General features: G+C 62.7%; 13 protein-coding genes. 8 read left to right on the top strand and 5 right to left on the bottom strand.

Going from position 1 to position 19,761, the window contains the following annotated elements; all coding sequences use genetic code 11:
• Window positions 1–233 precede the first annotated feature (233 nt).
• From AAV94_RS03985 to AAV94_RS03970, 4 genes are all read right to left on the bottom strand, one after another.
• Entirely contained in the window at window positions 234–1,358 is a 1,125-nt protein-coding gene (locus AAV94_RS03985) for a 3-deoxy-7-phosphoheptulonate synthase (protein WP_046741036.1), read from the bottom strand.
• Between the two features lie 268 nt (window positions 1,359–1,626).
• Window positions 1,627–3,183 (bottom strand): alkyl hydroperoxide reductase subunit F, encoded by a 1,557-nt coding sequence (ahpF, locus tag AAV94_RS03980; RefSeq protein WP_046741035.1) that lies wholly within the window; start codon window positions 3,181–3,183, stop codon window positions 1,627–1,629.
• A 158-nt stretch (window positions 3,184–3,341) separates the two neighbouring features.
• A complete protein-coding gene (gene ahpC, locus AAV94_RS03975; protein ID WP_046741034.1) occupies window positions 3,342–3,905 on the bottom strand; it encodes an alkyl hydroperoxide reductase subunit C in 564 nt (187 codons plus the stop codon).
• 181 nt (window positions 3,906–4,086) lie between these two features.
• Window positions 4,087–4,866: a lipoate--protein ligase family protein gene (locus AAV94_RS03970; protein ID WP_231731223.1), complete on the bottom strand. Its 780-nt coding sequence runs from the start codon at window positions 4,864–4,866 to the stop codon at window positions 4,087–4,089.
• 425 nt (window positions 4,867–5,291) lie between these two features.
• Here AAV94_RS03970 and bacA point away from each other — a divergent pair, with 425 nt between their 5' ends.
• From bacA to AAV94_RS03935, 7 genes are all read left to right on the top strand, one after another.
• Window positions 5,292–5,912 (top strand): biofilm formation regulator BacA, encoded by a 621-nt coding sequence (bacA, locus tag AAV94_RS03965; RefSeq protein ID WP_046741033.1) that lies wholly within the window; start codon window positions 5,292–5,294, stop codon window positions 5,910–5,912.
• A 41-nt stretch (window positions 5,913–5,953) separates the two neighbouring features.
• Window positions 5,954–6,688, top strand: a complete 735-nt coding sequence (locus AAV94_RS03960; RefSeq protein WP_046741032.1) for a PspA/IM30 family protein — start codon at window positions 5,954–5,956, stop codon at window positions 6,686–6,688.
• A gap of 155 nt (window positions 6,689–6,843) precedes the next feature.
• On the top strand, window positions 6,844–7,482 hold the full coding sequence (locus AAV94_RS03955; protein ID WP_046741031.1) for an NfeD family protein: 639 nt from the start codon (window positions 6,844–6,846) through the stop codon (window positions 7,480–7,482).
• Between the two features lie 85 nt (window positions 7,483–7,567).
• Complete coding sequence (locus tag AAV94_RS03950) at window positions 7,568–9,631, top strand: flotillin family protein (RefSeq protein WP_046741030.1); 2,064 nt, start codon at window positions 7,568–7,570, stop codon at window positions 9,629–9,631.
• Between the two features lie 58 nt (window positions 9,632–9,689).
• Window positions 9,690–10,283: a PIN domain-containing protein gene (locus AAV94_RS03945; protein WP_046741029.1), complete on the top strand. Its 594-nt coding sequence runs from the start codon at window positions 9,690–9,692 to the stop codon at window positions 10,281–10,283.
• An 84-nt stretch (window positions 10,284–10,367) separates the two neighbouring features.
• On the top strand, window positions 10,368–15,821 hold the full coding sequence (locus tag AAV94_RS03940; RefSeq protein ID WP_046741047.1) for a DNA repair ATPase: 5,454 nt from the start codon (window positions 10,368–10,370) through the stop codon (window positions 15,819–15,821).
• A 74-nt stretch (window positions 15,822–15,895) separates the two neighbouring features.
• Complete coding sequence (locus tag AAV94_RS03935; RefSeq protein ID WP_156454337.1) at window positions 15,896–16,804, top strand: hypothetical protein; 909 nt, start codon at window positions 15,896–15,898, stop codon at window positions 16,802–16,804.
• 60 nt (window positions 16,805–16,864) lie between these two features.
• On the opposite strand, the gene AAV94_RS03930 is transcribed toward AAV94_RS03935, so the two are convergent.
• Window positions 16,865–17,935: a zinc-dependent alcohol dehydrogenase family protein gene (locus AAV94_RS03930; protein WP_197408001.1), complete on the bottom strand. Its 1,071-nt coding sequence runs from the start codon at window positions 17,933–17,935 to the stop codon at window positions 16,865–16,867.
• Window positions 17,936–18,133: 198 nt separating this feature from the next.
• Here AAV94_RS03930 and hemE point away from each other — a divergent pair, with 198 nt between their 5' ends.
• Entirely contained in the window at window positions 18,134–19,240 is a 1,107-nt protein-coding gene (gene hemE, locus AAV94_RS03925) for a uroporphyrinogen decarboxylase (protein ID WP_046741026.1), read from the top strand.
• Window positions 19,241–19,761 lie beyond the last annotated feature (521 nt).

Raw genomic sequence — 19,761 nt, 5'->3', positions numbered from 1 at the left:
GTCATGGGTGCGCTAGCCTACAGACTCGGGACGTTTGTGCAACAACGCCCGCGCAATCACACCAATGGGAAGTCGCTGCCGCAGACGCCACTGCTGGAGTTGCGTGTGGCCACTACCTATGCGCAGGGGCCGTGGTCGGCAGGGGCGCTGTGGTGCGTGGCAGCGGCCCGGCAACGCTATGCAGCAGGCCACGGGAATGTGGTGGGTAAGGCTCTTGGAGCCAGCACCCTCAGTCATCCTGCCTGGCGGCGCTGCGAGACGGCGTCCGCCAGCAGCGCAAGGATGTCCTCTGTCTCCTCCCAGCCCACGCAGGCGTCGGTAATGCTCTTGCCGTATTCGAGCTGGCGGGGATCATCGACGCCGGGCGTGAACTTTTGTGCGCCAGCGCGCAGGTGGCTTTCCACCATGACGCCGAAGATCTGGTGCGAGCCAGCGGCAATCTGGCCGGCCACGTCCTGCGCGACGCGCTTTTGCAGCTCGTGCTTCTTGTTGCTGTTGGCGTGCGAGCAGTCGATCATCAGCGAGGCGGGCAGGTGCGCTTTTTCCAACTCGGCGCAGGCAGCCTGCACGAATTCGGCCTGGTAGTTGGGCGTCTTGCCGCCACGCAGGATGACGTGGCAGTCTTCGTTGCCCTTGGTGACGACGATGGCGACCTGGCCGTTCTTGTGCACAGACAGGAAATGGTGCGGGCGGCTGGCTGACATGATGGCGTCGGTGGCGATGCGGATGTTGCCATCGGTGCCGTTCTTGAAACCAATCGGCGCCGACAGCCCGGAGGCCAGCTCGCGGTGCACCTGGCTTTCCGTGGTGCGTGCACCAATGGCGCCCCAGGCGATCAGGTCACCAATGTATTGCGGCGAAATCACGTCGAGAAACTCGCTGGCGGCCGGCACGCCGATGCGGGTGATGTCGATCAGCAGCTGGCGGGCAATGCGCAGGCCCTCGTCGATGCGGTAGCTCTGGTCCATGTACGGGTCATTGATCAGACCCTTCCAGCCCACGGTGGTGCGGGGCTTCTCGAAGTACACGCGCATGACCAGTTCCAGATGGTCCTGGTACAGATCGCGCAGGGGCTTGAGCTTGCGCGCGTACTCGACGGCTGCGGCCGGGTCATGGATGCTGCAGGGGCCGACGATGACCAGCAGGCGATCGTCCTTCCCATGCAGGATGCCGCGGATGCGCTGGCGCGTGTCCAGTACCAGGCGCTCGGCGCTGGTGCCCTGGATGGGGAAGAAGCGGATCAGATGTTCGGGCGGCGGCAGCACGGCGATTTCCTGGATACGTTGGTTGTCGGTCTCGCTGGTCTTTTCCTTGGGGTCATGCCAGTTGGGCTGCTGCACGGTCTGGATGGGCGTCATGGTTGGTCTCGCTGTGAGTTGGAGGTTGCGGCCAAGAGGTTCTGGCGGCATTCGAAATGGTGGGGACAAGAAAAAACCGCCGGAGCTTGGGGCTGCGGCGGTTTGGTATCAGGTTGCGCTTGTCGCTTGCAGGCTAAACCCTCTCATCCGCCGGGGACAGAGAAGTAAAACCAGAAAAAGTAAGCGCGGGTGATGGCAAGCATGGCTGGCAATGTAGCACAGTTTTGGCGTTGGCCTGCGGGAGCGCCGCAGCGCTCCCGCAGCAGCCTCAGGCGCGGATCAGGTAGTCGAACGCGCTGAGGGCGGCCTTGGCGCCTTCGCCAGCGGCAATCACGATCTGCTTGTAGGGCACGGTCGTGCAGTCGCCAGCGGCGAACACGCCGGGCACGCTGGTGCGGCCGTGGCTGTCGATGACGATCTCGCCCATCGGGCTGGACAGCTCGACCACGCCCTTGAGCCAGTTGGTATTGGGCAGCAGGCCGATCTGCACGAACACGCCCTCGAGGTCCAGGCGCAGGTCCTCGCCGGTCACGCGGTTCTTGTAGGCCAGGCCGACGACCTTGCCGTCCTTGCCCAGCACCTCGGTGGTCTGGGCGTTGAAGAGCACGTCCACGTTGGGCAGCGAATGCAGTTTCTTCTGCAGCACCTGGTCGGCGCGCAGCTTGTCGGCAAACTCCAGCAGGGTGACGTGGGCGACCACGCCGGCCAGGTCGATGGCTGCCTCCACGCCGGAGTTGCCGCCGCCGATGACGGCCACGCGCTTGCCCTTGAACAGGGGGCCGTCGCAGTGCGGGCAGTAGGTCACGCCCTTGGTGCGGTATTCCTGTTCGCCCGGCACGTTCATGTTGCGCCAGCGCGCGCCGGTGGCGAGGATGACGGTCTTGGCCTTGAGGCTGGCGCCGCTTTCGAACTGCACTTCATGCAGGCCGCCCTGCGTCTGTGCCGGGATCAGCTTGCTGGCCGTCTGCAGGTTCATGATGTCGACGTCATAGTCCTTGACGTGTGTTTCCAGCGCTGCGGCGAACTTCGGGCCGTCGGTCTTGGGCACCGAGATGTAGTTCTCGATGTCGAGCGTGTCGAGTACCTGGCCGCCAAAGCGCTCGGCCGCCACCCCGGTGCGGATGCCCTTGCGCGCTGCGTAGATGGCCGCGGCTGCGCCTGCGGGGCCGCCGCCGACGATGAGCACGTCAAACGGTTCCTTCTCGCTGATGGCCTTGGCGGCCTTGGCGGCAGCGCCGGTGTCAAGGCGTGCGACGATCTCGGCCAGCTCCATGCGGCCCTGGCCGAAGTGTTCGCCGTTGAGGTAGACGGTGGGCACACCCATGATCTCGCGCGCCTCGATTTCGTTCTGGTAGAGCGCGCCGTCGATGGCGGTGTGGGTGATGTTGGGGTTGAGCACCGTCATCAGGTTGAGCGCCTGAATCACGTCGGGGCAGTTGTGGCAGGTGATCGAGTAGTAGGTCTCGAAGTGCAGCGGGCCTTCGAGCGCCTTGATCTGCTCCTGCAGTTCCTGGGGCTCCTTGGAGGGATGGCCGCCGACCTGCAGCAGCGCCAGCACGAGCGAGGTGAATTCATGGCCCAGCGGCACGCCGGCAAAGCGCAGGCTCGTGTCGATGCCGGGATTGGTGATCAGAAATGAGGGCTTGCGCGCGTCGTTGCCGTCGGTGCGCACGGTGATCTTGTCGCTCTGTTCGCGGATCTCCTCGAGCAGCTGCAGCATTTCGCGCGCGCCCTCGCTGTCATCCAGCGAAGCGACCAGTTCGACCGGTTTGGTCAGGCGCTCGAGGTAGGCTTTCAATTGGGTTTTGAGGGCGTCGTCCAACATGTTCTTCAATCCTTTGTCTGTGGCATGTCATGCCGCGATGGCGTTGTGAATGGGACCGGGCAGGCGAAAAAAAGCCCGAGCACCGGGCGCGGTAGCTCGGGGCCTGTGGCCGGCCCAGCCGCGCCGCAGCGCAGGCCGGGCGGCCTGTCGCGGGGCAATCAGATCTTGCCGACCAGATCCAGCGAAGGAGCCAGGGTCTTGTCGCCTTCCTTCCACTTGGCGGGGCAAACTTCGCCGGGGTGCGAGGCGACATACTGAGCTGCCTTGATCTTGCGCAGCAGATCAGAAGCGTCGCGACCGATGCCTTCGGCGGTGATTTCGATGGCCTGGATGATGCCTTCGGGGTCCACGATGAAGGTCGCGCGGTCTGCCAGGCCCTGGCCGTCACGCAGCACGTCGAAGTTGTTGGCCAGCTGGAAGGTCTGGTCGCCGACCATGTAGTACTTGATCTTGCCGATGGTCTCGGACGAATCGTGCCATGCCTTGTGGGTGAAGTGTGTGTCGGTGGACACGGAGAACACTTCCACGCCGAGCTTTTGCAGCTCTTCGTAATGGTCGGCCAGGTCACCCAGCTCGGTAGGGCAGACGAAGGTGAAGTCGGCCGGATAGAAGAAGAACACGGCCCACTTGCCCAGTACGTCCTTCTCGGTGATGTCCACAAACTTGCCGTTGTAGAACGCCGTTGCCTTGAATGGTTTGATCGGAGTATTGACTTTGGCCATGATAGTTTCCTCTTGGGTTTGGGTTGAACCAGCAGGCACCGTTGCCTGCGATGAAAGAGAGTGTAGGGGTTCCCCTTAAATTGATCAAATTGAATGAATCGATAGTGTTAATAGTTTTTTCATATTCGCGTGGCAGAGGCTATTGGAAGAGGGTATCGCAGCGGGTGCTGTGCACGCGCTGTCATGGCAGCTTGAACAGCCAGTCCGGATGCGAGAACTTGCTGGCGACCAACTGCTGCGCGGCGGCGATTTCTTCGGCGTGCAGCGCGCCGGGCGTGCCGCCATGGCGTTCAATGAAGGTGTTCTTGAGGTGCGCGATGATGGCGCTGCGGCTCAGTCCGGTCTGGCTGCGCAGTGGATCGACGCGCTTGGCCGCGCTGGTCGTGCCCTTGTCGCTGAGTTTTTCACGACCGATGCGCAGGATCTGCGTCATCTTCTGGGCATCCATGTCATAGGCCATGGTGGCGTGATGCAGCACGACGTTGCCCTGGGCAAAGCGCTTTTGCGCGGCGCCGCCGATCTTGCCCTTGGCGCTGGAGATGTCGTTGAGCGGCTTGTAGAACGCGTCGATGCCCAGCGTGCGCAGGCCCTGCAGCACCCATTCGTCGAGAAACGGATAGGAGTCGGCGATGCTCAGTCCGTCGACCAGCTCGCCCGGTGCATACAGCGAGTAGGTGATGGTGCTGCCCGGCTCCATGAACATCGCGCCGCCACCGGTGATGCGGCGCACCAGCGCTACATCGTGCTGCCTGGCCTGCTCCAGGTCGACCTCGTTGCGCACTGATTGGAATACACCGTAGATCACCGCCGGTGCATCCCACTCCCAAATGCGCAGCGTGGGCGGTCGCCGTCCGGCGGCCACCTCCAGGCTCAGCACCTCATCGAGCGCCGCCTGCAGGGCGGGGGAGGTCGGTGCCTCGTGCACGATCTGCCACTCGTAGTCGCGCCAGCTCTTGGCCACGCCCAGCGCACGGCGCACGGCAATGGCCACGGCCTCGGGGCTGAAGCCAAACAGCGTTGCATCGGCTGGCAGCGCGCTGCGGATGACGCCCGCCAGTTGCCGGCTGTCGGCGTCAGCCGGTTGGCCGTTCAGCGCCGCGCAGATCGCATCCAGGGCGCTTTCAGGTTCAAGAAAGAAGTCGCCACTGACCTGCACGTTGGCCAGCATATTGCCGTCGCGTTGCAGATCCACCACCACCAGCTTGCCGCCGGGAACCTTGTATTCGCCATGCAGGTGTTGCATTGTCGATATTCCTTGTCCTGTTGGTCCAATCGCGTGCCATCCAGCGGAACCAGCAAGAGGCACTCCAAAATTTGCACATGTAAAAAATCACATGTAATGCTTAAAACACTTTGACATCACATGTAAGGCGCTTAGAATGGGGCATGCAACGCAAATCTTCTGCCTACTACCAGCGCCTGCACCGGCAGCGTCTGCGTGAGATGGGGCTGGTCAAGAAAGAATTGTGGGTTTTGCCCGAATACGCGCAGGACCTGCTCGCGGTGGAAAAGCTGATGCGTCAGCCGCGTGGCGCGCAACCATTCATCAAGGAGGGCATTATGAACACCACTGCACCGTGGACCACCGAGACCTTGCATCAGGCCTTGCAGGGCTCGGATCTGGTCAAGCGTGGCGCTGCATCGCTGGAGTTGCTCGAAGGCGCCGAGGCGAGCCTGTTGATCACCATGCACGAGTATGGGGAGCTGCCGTTGTTCCTGGCGGTGGCAGGTGCGCAGATTGTCGTCGAGGCGTATCTGTGGCCAGTCAGCCAGATCCGGGATCGCGCCGCTTTCAACGAGCAGGTGTTGCGCACACAGAAGGTGTTCCCGCTCTCGACGATTGCCATAGAGTCGTATGCCAATGGCGAGGCGGCCTACATCGTCTTTGGTGCGCTGAGCGCGCACTCGACGCTGGCCAACGTGGTCTACGAGATCGAGACGCTGTCGGATAACGTCATCCAGATTACCGAGGCGTTCGCGCCCGTCCTGCAGAGCGCCGCCCACTGAGCGCAGGCTGTCTGTCACCCGAAACGCACAAGGAGAACACCATGTCTGTATGGAACAAGCTCATCACCGCATTGCGCGGCGGCGCCCACGAGGCAGGCGAGGCCATCGTTGACAGCCAGGCGCTGCGCATTCTCGATCAGGAAATCCGTGACGCCGATGCCGACCTGCGCAAGAGCAAGGAAGCGCTGGCTGAAATCATTGCCAAGGAAAAGCTGGCGCGCGGCAAGGGCGAACAGTCCGCGGCGAAGATTGCCGAGTACGAAGGGTATGCCGTCAGGGCGCTGGAGAGCGGCGACGAGGCGCTGGCCATGGAGGTAGCCGGCAAGATCGCCGCGCTGGAGCAGGCGCGCGACGAGGAGCAGACCCAGGCGCAGCAGTTTGCTGCCAGCGCCGCGCAGCTGCGTCAGGCCATTGCGCAGGCGGAATCACACATCAGGCGGCTGAAGCAGCAGGCCGATACCGTCAAGGCCACCGAGAACGTGCAACGCGCGCAGGCAACGGTCGCCGAGCGCTACAGTGGTTCGGAGTCGCGCGTGCAGACCGCGCTGGAATCGCTGGAGCGCATCAAGCAGAAGCAGGCCGAGCGCGGCGCGCGTCTGCAGGCCGCCGCCGAACTGGCGCAGGAAGGTTCCGAAGATGCGTTGCAGCAGCGCTTGCGAGAGGCCGGCATCACGCCCGATGCTTCCAGTGCCAGCGCCGTGCTGGCACGCCTGAAGGCGCAGCGTGGTGCAGCGCCCGCGGCTGCCACCGGTGCTGGCGCGGACAAGCCTGTATGACGGCGCCGGAGCACTGCTTGCCCCACGGCACAGTGCCTGCGTTAGACGACAATAACCCGGACGCGGCTCTCGCATGCGGCCCTCGCCGCCGTTGGCGCATGCCTTCTGTGCACAGGTCGTCTTTGTAGTCATCCGGCTGGCAGGAGGCAGGGGTCATGGCAATTTTTCTACAGATCATCTTCGGCTTTCCCACGGTGCTCTTCACTGCACTGCTGGCTCTGGTGCTGCTGTACTGGCTGGTGGCCATTACCGGCGTGCTGGAACTGGAGGCGCTGGACCACCTGATGCTGGGGCAGGACGGCTGGGGCGATGCCGGAGGACTGGCGGCCTTGCTCAACAAGGTGGGGCTGGGCCGAGTACCGCTGACCATCATCATCTCGTTGATCGTGTTGTTTGGCTGGGTGGTCTGCTTTGCGGGCGTTCGGCTGCTCATGCCGGCCACTGAAGTGGTGGCCATTCGGTTTGTCGTTGGTGCCGCGATTTTCGCGGCGGCGCTGGTTGCTGGCGTACTCGCTACTATCGTGGCGCTGCGCCCGGTGCATGCGCTGCTGCGCAGGATTCCCGCCGAGGATGTCGCAGTGTCCTTGCTTGGGCGCACGGGGGTGGTGCGCAGTGGCAAGGTGACGCCGCATTCCGGTCAGGCCCTGGTGGAAGATGGTGGTGCGGGCCTGTTGCTGCAGGTGCGCACGATCGATGACACGCTGCCGCGCGGCACGCGGGTGGTGGTGATCGAACAGCTGCCCGAACGCAATGCGTGGCGGGTCGTGAGTGAAGAGGAATTCAGGGGCGGCTGAAGTCCCTGGTGCCTTGTGCGCGAGGCCGCGTGCAGGTGTCGGTTTTGTTTTTTGTTCTGATAGCGCAACAGGCAGAGGAGTCGCAATGGAGTGGTTGTTACTGGTCGGGGTCGTCGCGGCGGCGATCGTGGTGGTGGTCGTGGGCTTTCTGCTTGCGCTGAAGGCCTTCTATATCAAGGTTCCGCAGGGTACGGCGCTGATCAAGAACGACTTGAGTGCCCAGCCCAAGGTGTTGTTTACCGGGGGTTTTGTCTGGCCGGTCATCCACAAGAAGGAGTTCATGAAGATCTCCCTGATCACGCTGGAGATCGACCGGCGCGGCAAGGAGGGTTTGATCTGCCGCGACAACATGCGTGCCGACATCACGGTGGCGTTCTATTTGCGTGTGAATGAGACGGCTGAAGATGTGCTCAAGGTTGCCAAGGCCATCGGCGTGGACCGCGCTTCTGACAAGGGTGCGGTCAACGAGCTGTTCAACGCCAAATTCTCCGAGGCACTCAAGACCGTGGGCAAGCAGCTGAACTTCGTCGATCTGTTCGAGAATCGCATCGAGTTCCGCGACCGCATCATCGCCACCATCGGTGAGGACCTCAACGGTTATGCGCTGGAGGATGTGGCCATCGACTATCTGGAGCAGACGCCCAAGACCTCGCTGGATCCCAACAACATCCTGGATGCCGAAGGCATCCGCAAAATCACGGAGCTGACGGCGGCGCAGAACGTGGTGACCAATGAACTCGAACGCAACGAGGAAATGGCCATCACCAAGAAGAATGTCGAAACCAAGGAGGCGCTGCTGGCCCTGCAGCGCCAGCAGGCCGACGCCGAGGCACGCCAGCAGCGCGAGATCGCCACCATCCGCGCCCGCGAGGAGGCCGAAACCCGCAAGGTCCAGGAGGAGGAACGCCTCAAGGCCGAACAGGCGCGCATTGCCACGCAGGAGCAGATCGAGATCCGTGAGGAGAACCGCCTGCGCGAGGTGGAGGTGGCCCAGCAGAATCGCCAGCGTGCGGTAGTGATCGAGGTCGAGAAGGTCACCCGGGCCAGGGATCTGGAGGTTGTCTCGCGCGAACGCGAGGTCGAGCTGCAGCGCATCGAGAAGGAAAAGGCACTGGAAGTCGAAAAGGCCAACATTGCCAACGTCATTCGCGAGCGCGTGGCGGTCGAGAAAACCGTGGCGCAGGAGGAGGAGCGCATCAAGGAAGTGCGTGTCGTCTCCGAGGCCGAGCGGCTCAAGCAGGTGACGGTGCTGTCGGCCCAGGCAGAGGCTGAGGAAGCGCTGGTCAAGCAGGTCAAGAAGGCCGAGGCCGACGAGTCCGCATCGCGCCACAAGGCGGTGGAGATCACCGTGGTTGCGCAGGCCGAATTGGAAGCGGCCACACAGACGGCCGAAGCCAAGAAACGCCTGGCCGAAGGCATCCAGGCCGAGCGTGCTGCCCCCGGGCTGGCCGATGCGCGTGTACGTGAAGTCAGCGCTGCGGCGCTGGAAAAGGAAGGGCTGGCACAGGCCAAGGTCACGGCCGAGCGGCTCATTGCCGAAGCCAAGGGGCTGGAGGAGCGGGGATTGGCCGAGGCGCGGGTGATCGATGCCAAGGCCGATGCCATCGAGAAGCAGGGGCTGGCAGAGGCCAAGGTCGAGGCCGAGAAGCTCATTGCCGTGGCGCGTGGCGAGCAGGAGCAGGGTCTGGCGCGCGCGAAGGTCACTACCGAAGTGGGCAATGCGGAGGCCGCGGTGCTGCTGGAAAAACTCATGGCCGAAGCCAAGGGGCTGGCCGAGAAGTTCGCCACCCTCGACAAGTTGGGCGACACCGCGCGCGCCCACGAGGAGTTCCGGCTGCAGCTGGAAAAAAGCTTCGAGCGCGCCATCGCCGGCATCGACGCCAGCAAGCACATCGCCCGCGAACAGGCCGAGGTGCTGTCGGCGGCGCTGTCCAAAGCCAATATCGACATCGTCGGTGGCGAGGGCGCTTTCTTCGACAAGTTTGCCAAGGGCCTGTCGGTGGGCAAGTTCCTCGAAGGCGCCGCAGGCAAGAGCCCCATCATCGATGATCTGCTCAAGCGCTTCACGGGCGGTGGCAAGGCGGAGGAACTGCTTGGCGCCCTGGACAGCATCACGACGTCCAAAAGGGCCGACTCGGATCCATTGTAGTGATCCGGACAGTTGCCGGTAGCCCATCAACAGGCGCGAGCTGGACCAGAGAGTGGAGATGCGCAACAACTATGTACTGATCGACTACGAGAATGTCCAGCCGGACATGTCAGCGTTGCGTGATCTGCATCAGTATCGTGTGCTGGTTTTTGTCGGCGCTAACCAGCCTCGAATTGCCGTAAGCGCGGCAGCGCAACTGCAACCGCTCGGCGAGCGGGCACGCTATGTGCAGATTAATGGCAGTGGCCGCAACGCGCTCGATTTCCATATCGCCTTTTACGTTGGCAAACTCAGCGCGGCGGAGCCGGATGCGTATTTTCACGTTATCTCCAAGGACTCCGGGTTCGATCCGCTGATCGCGCACTTGCGTGAGCAACGTATCCATGCGCAGCGTTCGGAGTCGGTCGCTGCCATTCCTGCCTTGCAGGCTGTGACGGCGAGCAACTCCGATGAGCGTATGGCTGCTTTGTTGGCCAACCTGAGAGGCCGCAAGCAGTCGAGACCGCGCAGCATCAAAACGCTCACGAACACGATCCATGCGGTGTTCCAGAAAAAACTCAGCGATGCCGATGTCGAGGCGTTGATTGCCGAAATGAAGGCGAACGGCACGCTCGGCGGCGATGACAACAAATTGATTTATGCGCTGGAGTGATCATCGCAAAAGCGGTGAAGTGCACCCCAGTCAGGTATGGCGCAAGCAGTGGTTGCGGTCATGCCCGCACAGGAGTTTCAAACCATGGCGACTGACCAGCAAGCCAATGCCGATGTGGCACCAGACGGGGTAACCGTCGTTGACCAGGCCGTCGCGTCCGGCGGCGCCTATGCGGTACTGCAAAAACGCCTCGCCGAGCAGGGCGCAGCGCTGCAGCGCATTGCGGCGCAACTCAACGCACAGCGACTGGAGGAGTTTGGTTCCAGCCATATGGCGCTGCTGGGCCGGGTGCGTGTGCGTACCGAGAACAACTGCGTTGGCCGAGACATCGTGCAGATCGGTGATCTGACGGTGTTCGGCTACAACGTGTTTCTGGGCATGCGCCAGGAGACCGGCGTGCAGGATGTCTTTGCCGTCTATCGGCTCCAGCAAGGGGCTGACGGCAGCGACGGCTACGACGTGGTGCCGGTGGATGTGGCGCAGACCTTTCTCGGCCAGCAGAGCTTCGTGCAGGATTTTCGCGAGCTCTACACCTATTACAAGGGGGCGCGGCTGCTGCAGTTGACGGTTAAGGATGGCCGTCTGCTGGCGGCCTTCCAGATCGGCGAGCGCCTCTCGGACGTGCGGGTATTCCGCTGGTCGGTCTCACCGGACGGCAAGGACGTCAAGTACATCGACAACCGTGGCGAGCGGGACATTCAGCTGCCGGCGCCGTTTGATTTCGAGTGGACACCGGTGGGCCGCGAAGAGGTGGTGCAGGGCCGCTACCCGCATGTGAATATTCTCGATACGGTGTTCATCGACACCATCGGGGGTGACCTGACGGTCAAGATCGAGAACAACACCAATGATGGCCTGGGCATCTGGCGTGAGGCGGTGCAGGACGGTACGCAGTCGCTCGACGATGCAAAGATCGAATACGCCCGGGTCGGCAGCCTGATTCTGCTGAAGGTGTTGCCCTACCGCGAGGAGCAGTGGCGCTATCTGGTCTACAACACATTGACGCAGAAGGTGCAGCGCATCGATGCCATTGGGCTGGCCTGCATCCAGCTGCCCGAAGACCACGGCATCATCTTTCCGGGGGGGTATTACCTGCAAAGTGGCGAGCACCGGGCATTCAACCAGAACATGGAGGGCATGCGCTTCAAGCGCAGCTGGCGCGCACCCAATGGCGAGGACGTGATGTACGTCTTCTACGAACCCGAAGGCGGCCGCATTGCCCTGTTCACCTACAACATGATTGCCCGTGAGTTGCAGCCGCCGCTGATGGGCCATGGCTATGCGCGCCTGGAAGACGGCCGCATGGTGCTGTTTGCCAGTGAGTCGGATGAGCCCACGCGCGTGCATCCGATGCAGATCTGGCGCACGCCCTTTGCCAGCGAGGACTACGCGGCGCGCCAGCCTGCGCGCAACACCCCGATGGGCCGCATCGGCAATGCAGAACTGGTGCGCGGGATTTCCGAGCTCTACAGTCTGGTGCGCGAAATCGGCGCCGAAGACGTCAACAGCGCGCGCTACGAGCGCCTGATCGACACCACGCGGCGTCTGTTCGAGCGCTACCACTGGATGGAGGACGCCACGTTCTCCGAATTACCCAAGGTGCTGCGCGCCATCGTGGCCAGCGGCGAGGCGGTGCTCGACGAGTACGAAAAGGTCGAGAGCATCCGCGCCGACACGCAGCGCCAGCTTGGCGAGATCGCCACCCGCCAGCGCGCGCTGTTGGCCGAGCTGCAACGTGGGGACTGGAAGCACACGCGTGACTATGTGCAGGCGCTGGGCCAGATCACGCAGCAGCGTGGCCGCCTGATGACGGTGCGAGAGCTGCGCTATGTGGATGTGGCTGCCGTCGATGCCATGCAGGCGCAGCTGGAGGCGGCCGGCGAGGAGATGTCGGCGCGCACGGCGGAGTTTCTCGCGGGCGCCGACGCGCTCAAGCCCTATACAGAGGGACTCAAGGCGCTGCAGGCGCAGGTACAGAAGGCCGAGACGACTGCGCAGATCAATGCGCCACTGCAGGCCATGCAAGCCATGGCTGCAGAGCTCGATACGCTCTCGGAGCTGATGGCAGTGCTGCAGATCGAGGATCCCTCTCGGCGCACGCGCATTGTGGAAGCGATCTCTGCAACCTATGCAGCGCTTAACCAGAGTCGCGCGCGTGCCGAGCAGAAACGGCGCGGCATGGGCGCGGCCGAGCAGGTTGCGCAGTTCGGCGCGCAATTTGCGCTGTTCAGCCAGAGCATCGCCAGCGCGCTGGCGCTGGCGACCGATCCTGAAAAATGCGATGAGCAGCTTGCGCGACTGCTGGTGCAGCTGGAGGAGCTGGAAAGCCAGTTTGGGGAGCATGCACAGTTTCTCGGCGATGTGCTGGCTAAGCGCGAGGAGCTGCTGGAGACCTTCGAGAGTCACAAGCAGGCGCTGCTTGATGCGCGCCAGCGCAGCGCGCAGGCGGTGTTCGACGCCGCGCTGCGCATTCTGGAGAGCCTGCCGCGCCGCACTGAGCGCATGCAGGACATGGATGCGCTCAATGCCTTTTTCGCCGGTGATGCGCTGATCCTCAAGCTGCGCGAGCTGGCCGATCGTCTGCGGTCGCTGCACGACAGCGTCAAGGCCGATGACATCCAGGCGCGCCTGGGCGGCATCCGTGACCAGGCCGTGCGTGCGCTGCGCGACCGTACTGAGCTGTTTGAAGGCGGGGGCAACGTCATCCGTCTGGGCCGGCACCGTTTCTCGGTCAACACCCAGGTGTTGGACCTGACCCTGATGCCGCGCGGCGACACCCTCAATCTGCACCTGATCGGCACCGACTACATGGAGCCGCTGCAGGACCCCCAGTTGGCGCAGCTGCGCCAGTTCTGGGATGTGTCGCTGGAATCGGAATCGCCCCAGTTCTACCGCGGCGAATATCTGGCACTGCAGCTGCTGCAAGCGGCGCAGGCGCCCGCGAACAACGCCGAGATGAGTGAGGCCGAGCCTGTACAGACACTCAACCGCGCGCAACTCGTTGCGCTGTTGCCGCAGCCCGAAGCGCTGGTGCGGGCCGTGCGCGACTTCGCCGCGCCGCGCTACCGCGAGGGTTACGAGCGCGGCATTCACGACCATGACGCCGCACTGATTCTTCAGGCGCTGCTGCCGCTGCAGCAGAGCGCGGGCGTGCTCGGCCATGATGCGCAGGCGCGCGCACTGGCCGTGCTGCTGTGGAGTGAACTGCGCGCAGGCAGCGAGAACAGTTCCAGCATTGCCGCGCAGGCACGCCATTGGCAACACCGCGCGCAAAGCGCGGCCACCATGCAGCGTCTGCTTGGCAGCAACGCCTCGCGTGAGGCATTGATTGCAGAGATCGCACAGGCACTGCAGCGCTTTGCGACCGGCAATGCCTTGCACTACTTCACGCAGGCGCCCACGCCCCTGGATTTGCTTGCGACCCAGGGCGCCAGCTACCTCGTAGACGAGCTGGATGACCCCGCGCCGCGCATCCATTTCTCCAGCTATGCGGCAGAGCTGCTGGCTTCCTGGCAAGCCAGACTGGAGGCCGAGGGTGCATGGCAAGCCATGCAAGCGGCACTGCACGATGGCTCGCAGCCGCTGGCAGTGCGGTATGAGCGCGCGCTGCACTGGCTCGAAGCCATTGCCCGCGCAGCAGCGGGCTCATCTGCTGCACAACAGGCGAGCGCTTACGTGGCGGAAGCAGCGGCCCTTGCGCTGCTCAACGAGCAGGTAGAGCACGAGGTGCTGCAGGTACCGCTGCGTACCGAGATCACCGGCCTGCTCGGCCAGCACCCACGCATCAAGGATGGCACGATGGCGCTGGCCATTGACGATTTTGCGCGCCGCGCACATGTGCACAGTCGCCAGTTCGTTCCCGGACTGCGCCGCTATCAGCAATTGCGCCAGACCATCCTGGCCGAGCAGCGCCAGGCCATGCGGCTGGAGGCGTTCAAGCCGCGCCCGCTCTCGAGCTTTGTGCGCAATAAGCTGATCAACGATGTCTACCTAGCGGTAATCGGCGACAACCTGGCCAAGCAGATGGGCACGGTGGGCGAGAGCGCGCGCACCGATCGCATGGGCTTGCTGATGATGATCTCGCCGCCTGGCTACGGCAAGACCACGCTGATGGAATATGTGGCCAACCGTCTGGGGCTGATCTTCATGAAGATCAACGGTCCAGCACTGGGCCACGCCGTGCGCAGCATCGATCCGGCGCAGGCCCCCGACGCCACCAGCCGACAGGAGCTGGAGAAGCTCAATCTTGCGCTGGAGATGGGCAACAACGTCATGCTCTACATCGACGACATTCAACACACCCATCCGGAATTCCTGCAGCGTTTCATCTCGCTGTCGGACGGCACGCGGCGCATTGAGGGCGTCTGGCGCGGTCGCACCAAAACCTATGACATGCGGGGCAAGAAATTCTGCATCGTCATGGCCGGCAACCCCTATACGGAATCGGGAGAGGTCTTCAAGATCCCTGACATGCTTGCCAACCGCGCCGATGTCTACAACCTTGGCGACGTGCTCGGCGGCATGGAGGAGACATTCAAGCTCAGCTACATCGAAAACAGCCTGACCAGCAACCCCGTGCTGGCGCCGTTGGCCACACGAGACCTCAATGACCTCTACCTGCTGGTCGGCAAGGTGCAGGGCAAGGCGTTTTCCGCCGGCGATCTCAGCCATGACTACGCTGCGGCCGAGTTGCGCGAGATCGAGGCAGTACTGGCGCGCATGCTGCAGGTGCGTGAGATTGTCTGGCGTGTCAACCAGCAGTACATCGCCAGCGCCGCGCAGGCCGATGCCTACCGTACCGAGCCGCCTTTCAGGTTGCAGGGCAGCTACCGCAACATGAACAAGCTGGCCGAAAAGATTACCAGCGTCATGAACGATGCCGAGCTGCAGCAGCTCATTGACGACCATTACGCTGGCGAGGCACAGCTGCTGACCACTGGTGCGGAGGAGAATCTTCTCAAGCTGGCTGAGCTGCGTGGCACCCTCACGCAGGCGCAGCAGGCGCGCTGGGAGGAGATCAAACGCAACTTCCAGCGCAGCCAGGCAATTGGCGGCGCGGATACCGACACGGGCGGCAAGATTGTTGCCCAGCTGATGGATCTCGTGGAAGTCACCAGGCGCGGTAGTGAAACACAGCAGGCGCCGCCTTGGCAGGAGGTGCTGGCCAGCCTGCAGCAGCTGGCGGGTGTGCAGCAGCAGTGCGCAGAGCAGATCGGCCAGCAAATCGCGCAGGGTATCGCGCAGGTGGCGGACAACCACGACAGTGCGGTAGCGTCGCGGCAGGCTGAAGCCAGCCGCCTGCTGGCCGCACGCGAGCTCGGCAACCTTGTCGCCAGCGCGCTACAGCCGGTGCAGGAGCATCTGGCGAACAACCGCCGCCAGCAGCTTGGCCTGCATCGTGTTCTGCTGCAGATTGCTGCGGCGATCCAGGAACAGCTGGACATTCTCAACCGCAGCGTGCATGCCGCCGGTGGCACGCGGGTGCAGCACACCGAAGCGGTCGACAAGGCGTTCGAGAGAATGCATCAGGAGAAATGAGCCCGTACGCGGGCAGGTTGTCCTGCAGCCTTGTCAGGACGGGAAGTGGCAACGCAACATAGGGAGGAACAGCTTTGGCGTACGTGGTGGCCCGTATCTATTCGTTCGGTGACGAAGCGCTGCCGAAAGCGTGCAATGCGCTGACGATCGATGGCAAGGATGTGCAGGTATTTCGCAAGGTGCTGCGCGAGCAGATGCAGCTGTGCGAAAACCGCGATGGTTGGTGGCTGCGGTTTTTCGTTGAATCCGACTACGCGCAGTGCTTCTTCGTGCAGTTCACGCAGGAAGAAGCGCCTGAGTCGAAGCCGGTTAAGTACCGCGGACGTTGGCCCATCAGCACACTTGCCTATGCCTATCTGCAGCAGGCAGCAGAGCCGGAAGCGGTGGATGCGCAAGCGCTTGAGCGGGCCTGCCGTGCCACATCGGTGCTGGTGCGCGGTTCGAAGTCGGTCGGCAGCTGCGATCTCTATGAGGCCAGCACGCACTGGGGCCATGTGGATGGGCGCGGTGCCCAGTACATCAGCAAGCACGATCGGCTGGCGCAGTTCGAGCGGCATGTGCTGCTGCACGTGCTGGCCTATGCCTACCTGTTGACGATGGAGACGTTGGGCGATCGCCTGTCCGAGGCGCTGACGCTTGGCAAAGGCGAGCAGGAGCTGCGCGATCTGTACAAGAAGGTGGCGTTGTTTCAGGCGCGCAGCTTTTTCCATCAGCCGGTCAGGCTGAGCAATGCGGCAACGTGTGAAGCGTGGGTGCGCATCGACGAGGCACTTGGCATCCATGCCGCCAGCGACGAGCTATTCAAGCAGGTCGAAAGCGCCCACTATATCTTCGCGCTCGACGAGGAAAAACGTGCCCAGGCATTGCAGCAGCAGCGGGCGCGGGAAGAAAAGCGCCGTGATCGCCTGCTGGTCATCGCCGGGCTGTTGCTGGCCCTGGCCAGCGTTCCCGGTCTGTACGATTTGTTGGGGGCCTGGCTTTGAGCGGGACCGCTCTCGCCCGCGTGCGGGTGACAATGGCCCACAGCGGGACTCGGGCGGCGGTTAAAGGTCCACGATAACCTTCATCGCCTTCTCGTCAGCGGCGTGCTTGAACACGTCATAGGCTTTTTCGAGTTCGTCGAACTTGAAGTGGTGCGTAGCCAGCTTATCCATGGGCAGCTTGCCCGAGCAGCAGGTCTTCATCAGCATCGCCGTGGTGTTGGCATTGACTAGGCCGGTGGTGATGGTAAGGTTCTTGATCCAGAGCTTCTCCAGCGAGAAGCGCACCGGTGTGCCATGCACCCCCACGTTGGCCAGATGGCCGCCCTCCTTGACGATCTGCTGGCAGATGTCCCAGGTCGCCTCCAGCCCCACGGCTTCCATCGCGCAGTCAACACCGCGCTCCTGTGTGATCGACAGGATGCGCGCGACGGCATCTTCCTTGCCGGAATTGACGGTGTGTGTGGCACCCAACTCGCGGGCCATGGCCAGGCGATTGTCATCCATGTCGACGACGATGATGTCGCTGGGGCTGTAGAGCTGCGCAGTCAGCAGACAGCCCATGCCGACCGGGCCGGCACCGACGATGGCGATGGTGTCGCCGGGTTTGACATTGCCGTACTGCACGCCGATCTCGTGGGCGGTGGGCAATGCGTCCGAAAGCAGCACGGCGACATCCTCATTCAGGCCCTCGGGAAGGAGGTACAGCGAGTTGTCCGCATAGGGCGTGCGCACGTATTCCGCCTGGGTGCCATCGATCATGTAGCCGAGGATCCAGCCGCCGCCGTTGCGGCAATGGGCATACAGCTGTTTCTGACAGTTCTCGCAGGTGCCGCAGCGGCTGACGCACGAGATGATGACCTTGTCGCCTTTCTTGAAGTTGGTCACTGCGCTGCCGACTTCTTCCACGATGCCAATGCCTTCGTGCCCGAGGATGCGGCCATCAAAGCTGCCGGTCCTGGCCTTGGCGGTGGTTTCGATCTCGGGGTTCTTGCCTTTCCAGATGCCCAGGTCCGTGCCACAGATGGTGGTCTTGGTCATGCGGACGATGGCATCGGTGGGCGCAAGCAATGTGGGGCGGGCGCGCTCTTCAAACCGGATGTCTCCGGCACCGTGGTAGACCATTGCTTTCATGGGCATTCTCCTTGTGAGGTGGAAACCTGCAGGCCCCTTGCCTGCGTTGCAGGACAGTGTAGAGGGTCTGTCCCAATGATTGAAATCGAATGAAGCGATTCTTGTAATAGCTTTTTTTATATGCGTCGCGGTAGCAGGCGTGTGCGACCAATCTAGCTTGCGCTGGCCGGGGCGATCATTCGCGGCGACAATCGCACCATGCCATTTCCAACTCTGCTCAACGACACCTTTTTGCGTGCCTGCCGGCGCCAGGCCACCGCGTACACGCCACTGTGGATGATGCGCCAGGCCGGGCGTTATCTGCCTGAATACCGCGCCACGCGTGCCAAGGCCGGCAGCTTCATGGGACTGGCGACCAACGTCGATTACGCCACCGAAGTGACCCTGCAGCCGCTTGAGCGCTATCCACTTGATGCCGCGATCCTGTTCTCCGACATCCTGACCGTACCGGATGCGATGGGCCTCGGCCTGCACTTCATTGAAGGCGAGGGGCCGCGCTTTGCGCGCACGACGGCAGACGAGGTGAGCATTGGCCAATTGGCCGTGCCGGACATGGACCGGCTGCGCTATGTGTTCGATGCTGTGACCTCCATTCGCCACGCACTGGCAGGCAGAGTGCCGCTGATCGGCTTCTCGGGCAGTCCGTGGACGCTCGCGTGCTACATGGTCGAGGGGGGCAGTAGTTCGGACTACCGCAAGGTCAAGACACTGATGTACGCTCGCCCGGATCTGATGCACCGGCTGCTGGCAATCAATGCGGACGCGGTGGCCACCTACCTGAATGCACAGATCGATGCCGGAGCGCAGGCCGTGATGGTCTTCGACAGCTGGGGCGGTGTGCTGGCCGATAGCCATTTTGTGGATTTCAGCCTGGCCTACACCCAGCGTGTGCTGCGCCAGCTCAAACGCCAGGGCGTTGATGGCACGGACGTGCCGCGCCTGGTGTTCACCAAAGGTGGCGCGCTCTGGCTGGACGCCATGGATGCGCTCGACTGCGAAGTGCTGGGGTTGGACTGGACGGCCAGCCTCGCGCGTGCGCGTGCGCTGGTGGGGGGGCAGGTCGGCGGGCGGGGCAAGGCACTACAGGGCAATCTTGATCCCAATGTGCTGTTCGCGCCGCCCCAGACGATTGCCCGTGAGGTGCAGCGCGTGCTGGATGATTTTGGCGCGCCGCATGCCGATCCCAACCGTTGCGGGCCAACGCACATCTTCAATCTGGGGCATGGCATCAGCCAACACACGCCGCCGGAGCATGTCGCCGCCTTCGTGGAGGCGGTGCACACGCTGTCGCGCCGCATGCGCTGAGAGTACCTGCGCGCGGTACCTTGTGGGAGACGCATGCACCACTTTGTGCAGTCCGGGCTACGGTGCCTGTGTTATGCACAATGAAAGGCCGTGGTGCAGCGCCGTCAAGGCCTGGCGGGCCATCATGGAATGCTCCGCCGCATTTTTGAAAATTTACCTATAAGTCGTTGATATTTATGGATTTCGGCCTGTGCCTAAAACGGTGGCAACGTAACCAAGTGATTGATTTTTCAGTCATCAGCAGGATTTGACACATGCTTTTCCACAAGGTTATCCACAGTTTTTGGGGGTGATTGCAGAAATCCATGGAAAATCAATCATTTGCTCGATTTTGCGTGAGCCACTCTCGCTTTTGCGCCTAAATGGGGCGGTGCACCAGGTGGTGCACTGCACCGTGTTGCCCACACCGGTCGCGCGGTCGTCACACCAGCATGCCGGCATCGGGGAAATATCTGTAAGTGATTGATTTGCAAACAATTCTATGCTGAACCTGGGAACGACGCGCGTTTCTATAACACAGA

The organism is Lampropedia cohaerens, assembly GCF_001005215.1.
Taxonomy (GTDB): Bacteria; Pseudomonadota; Gammaproteobacteria; order Burkholderiales; family Burkholderiaceae_C; genus Lampropedia; species Lampropedia cohaerens.
This window is presented reverse-complemented; position numbering and strand designations above follow the sequence as displayed.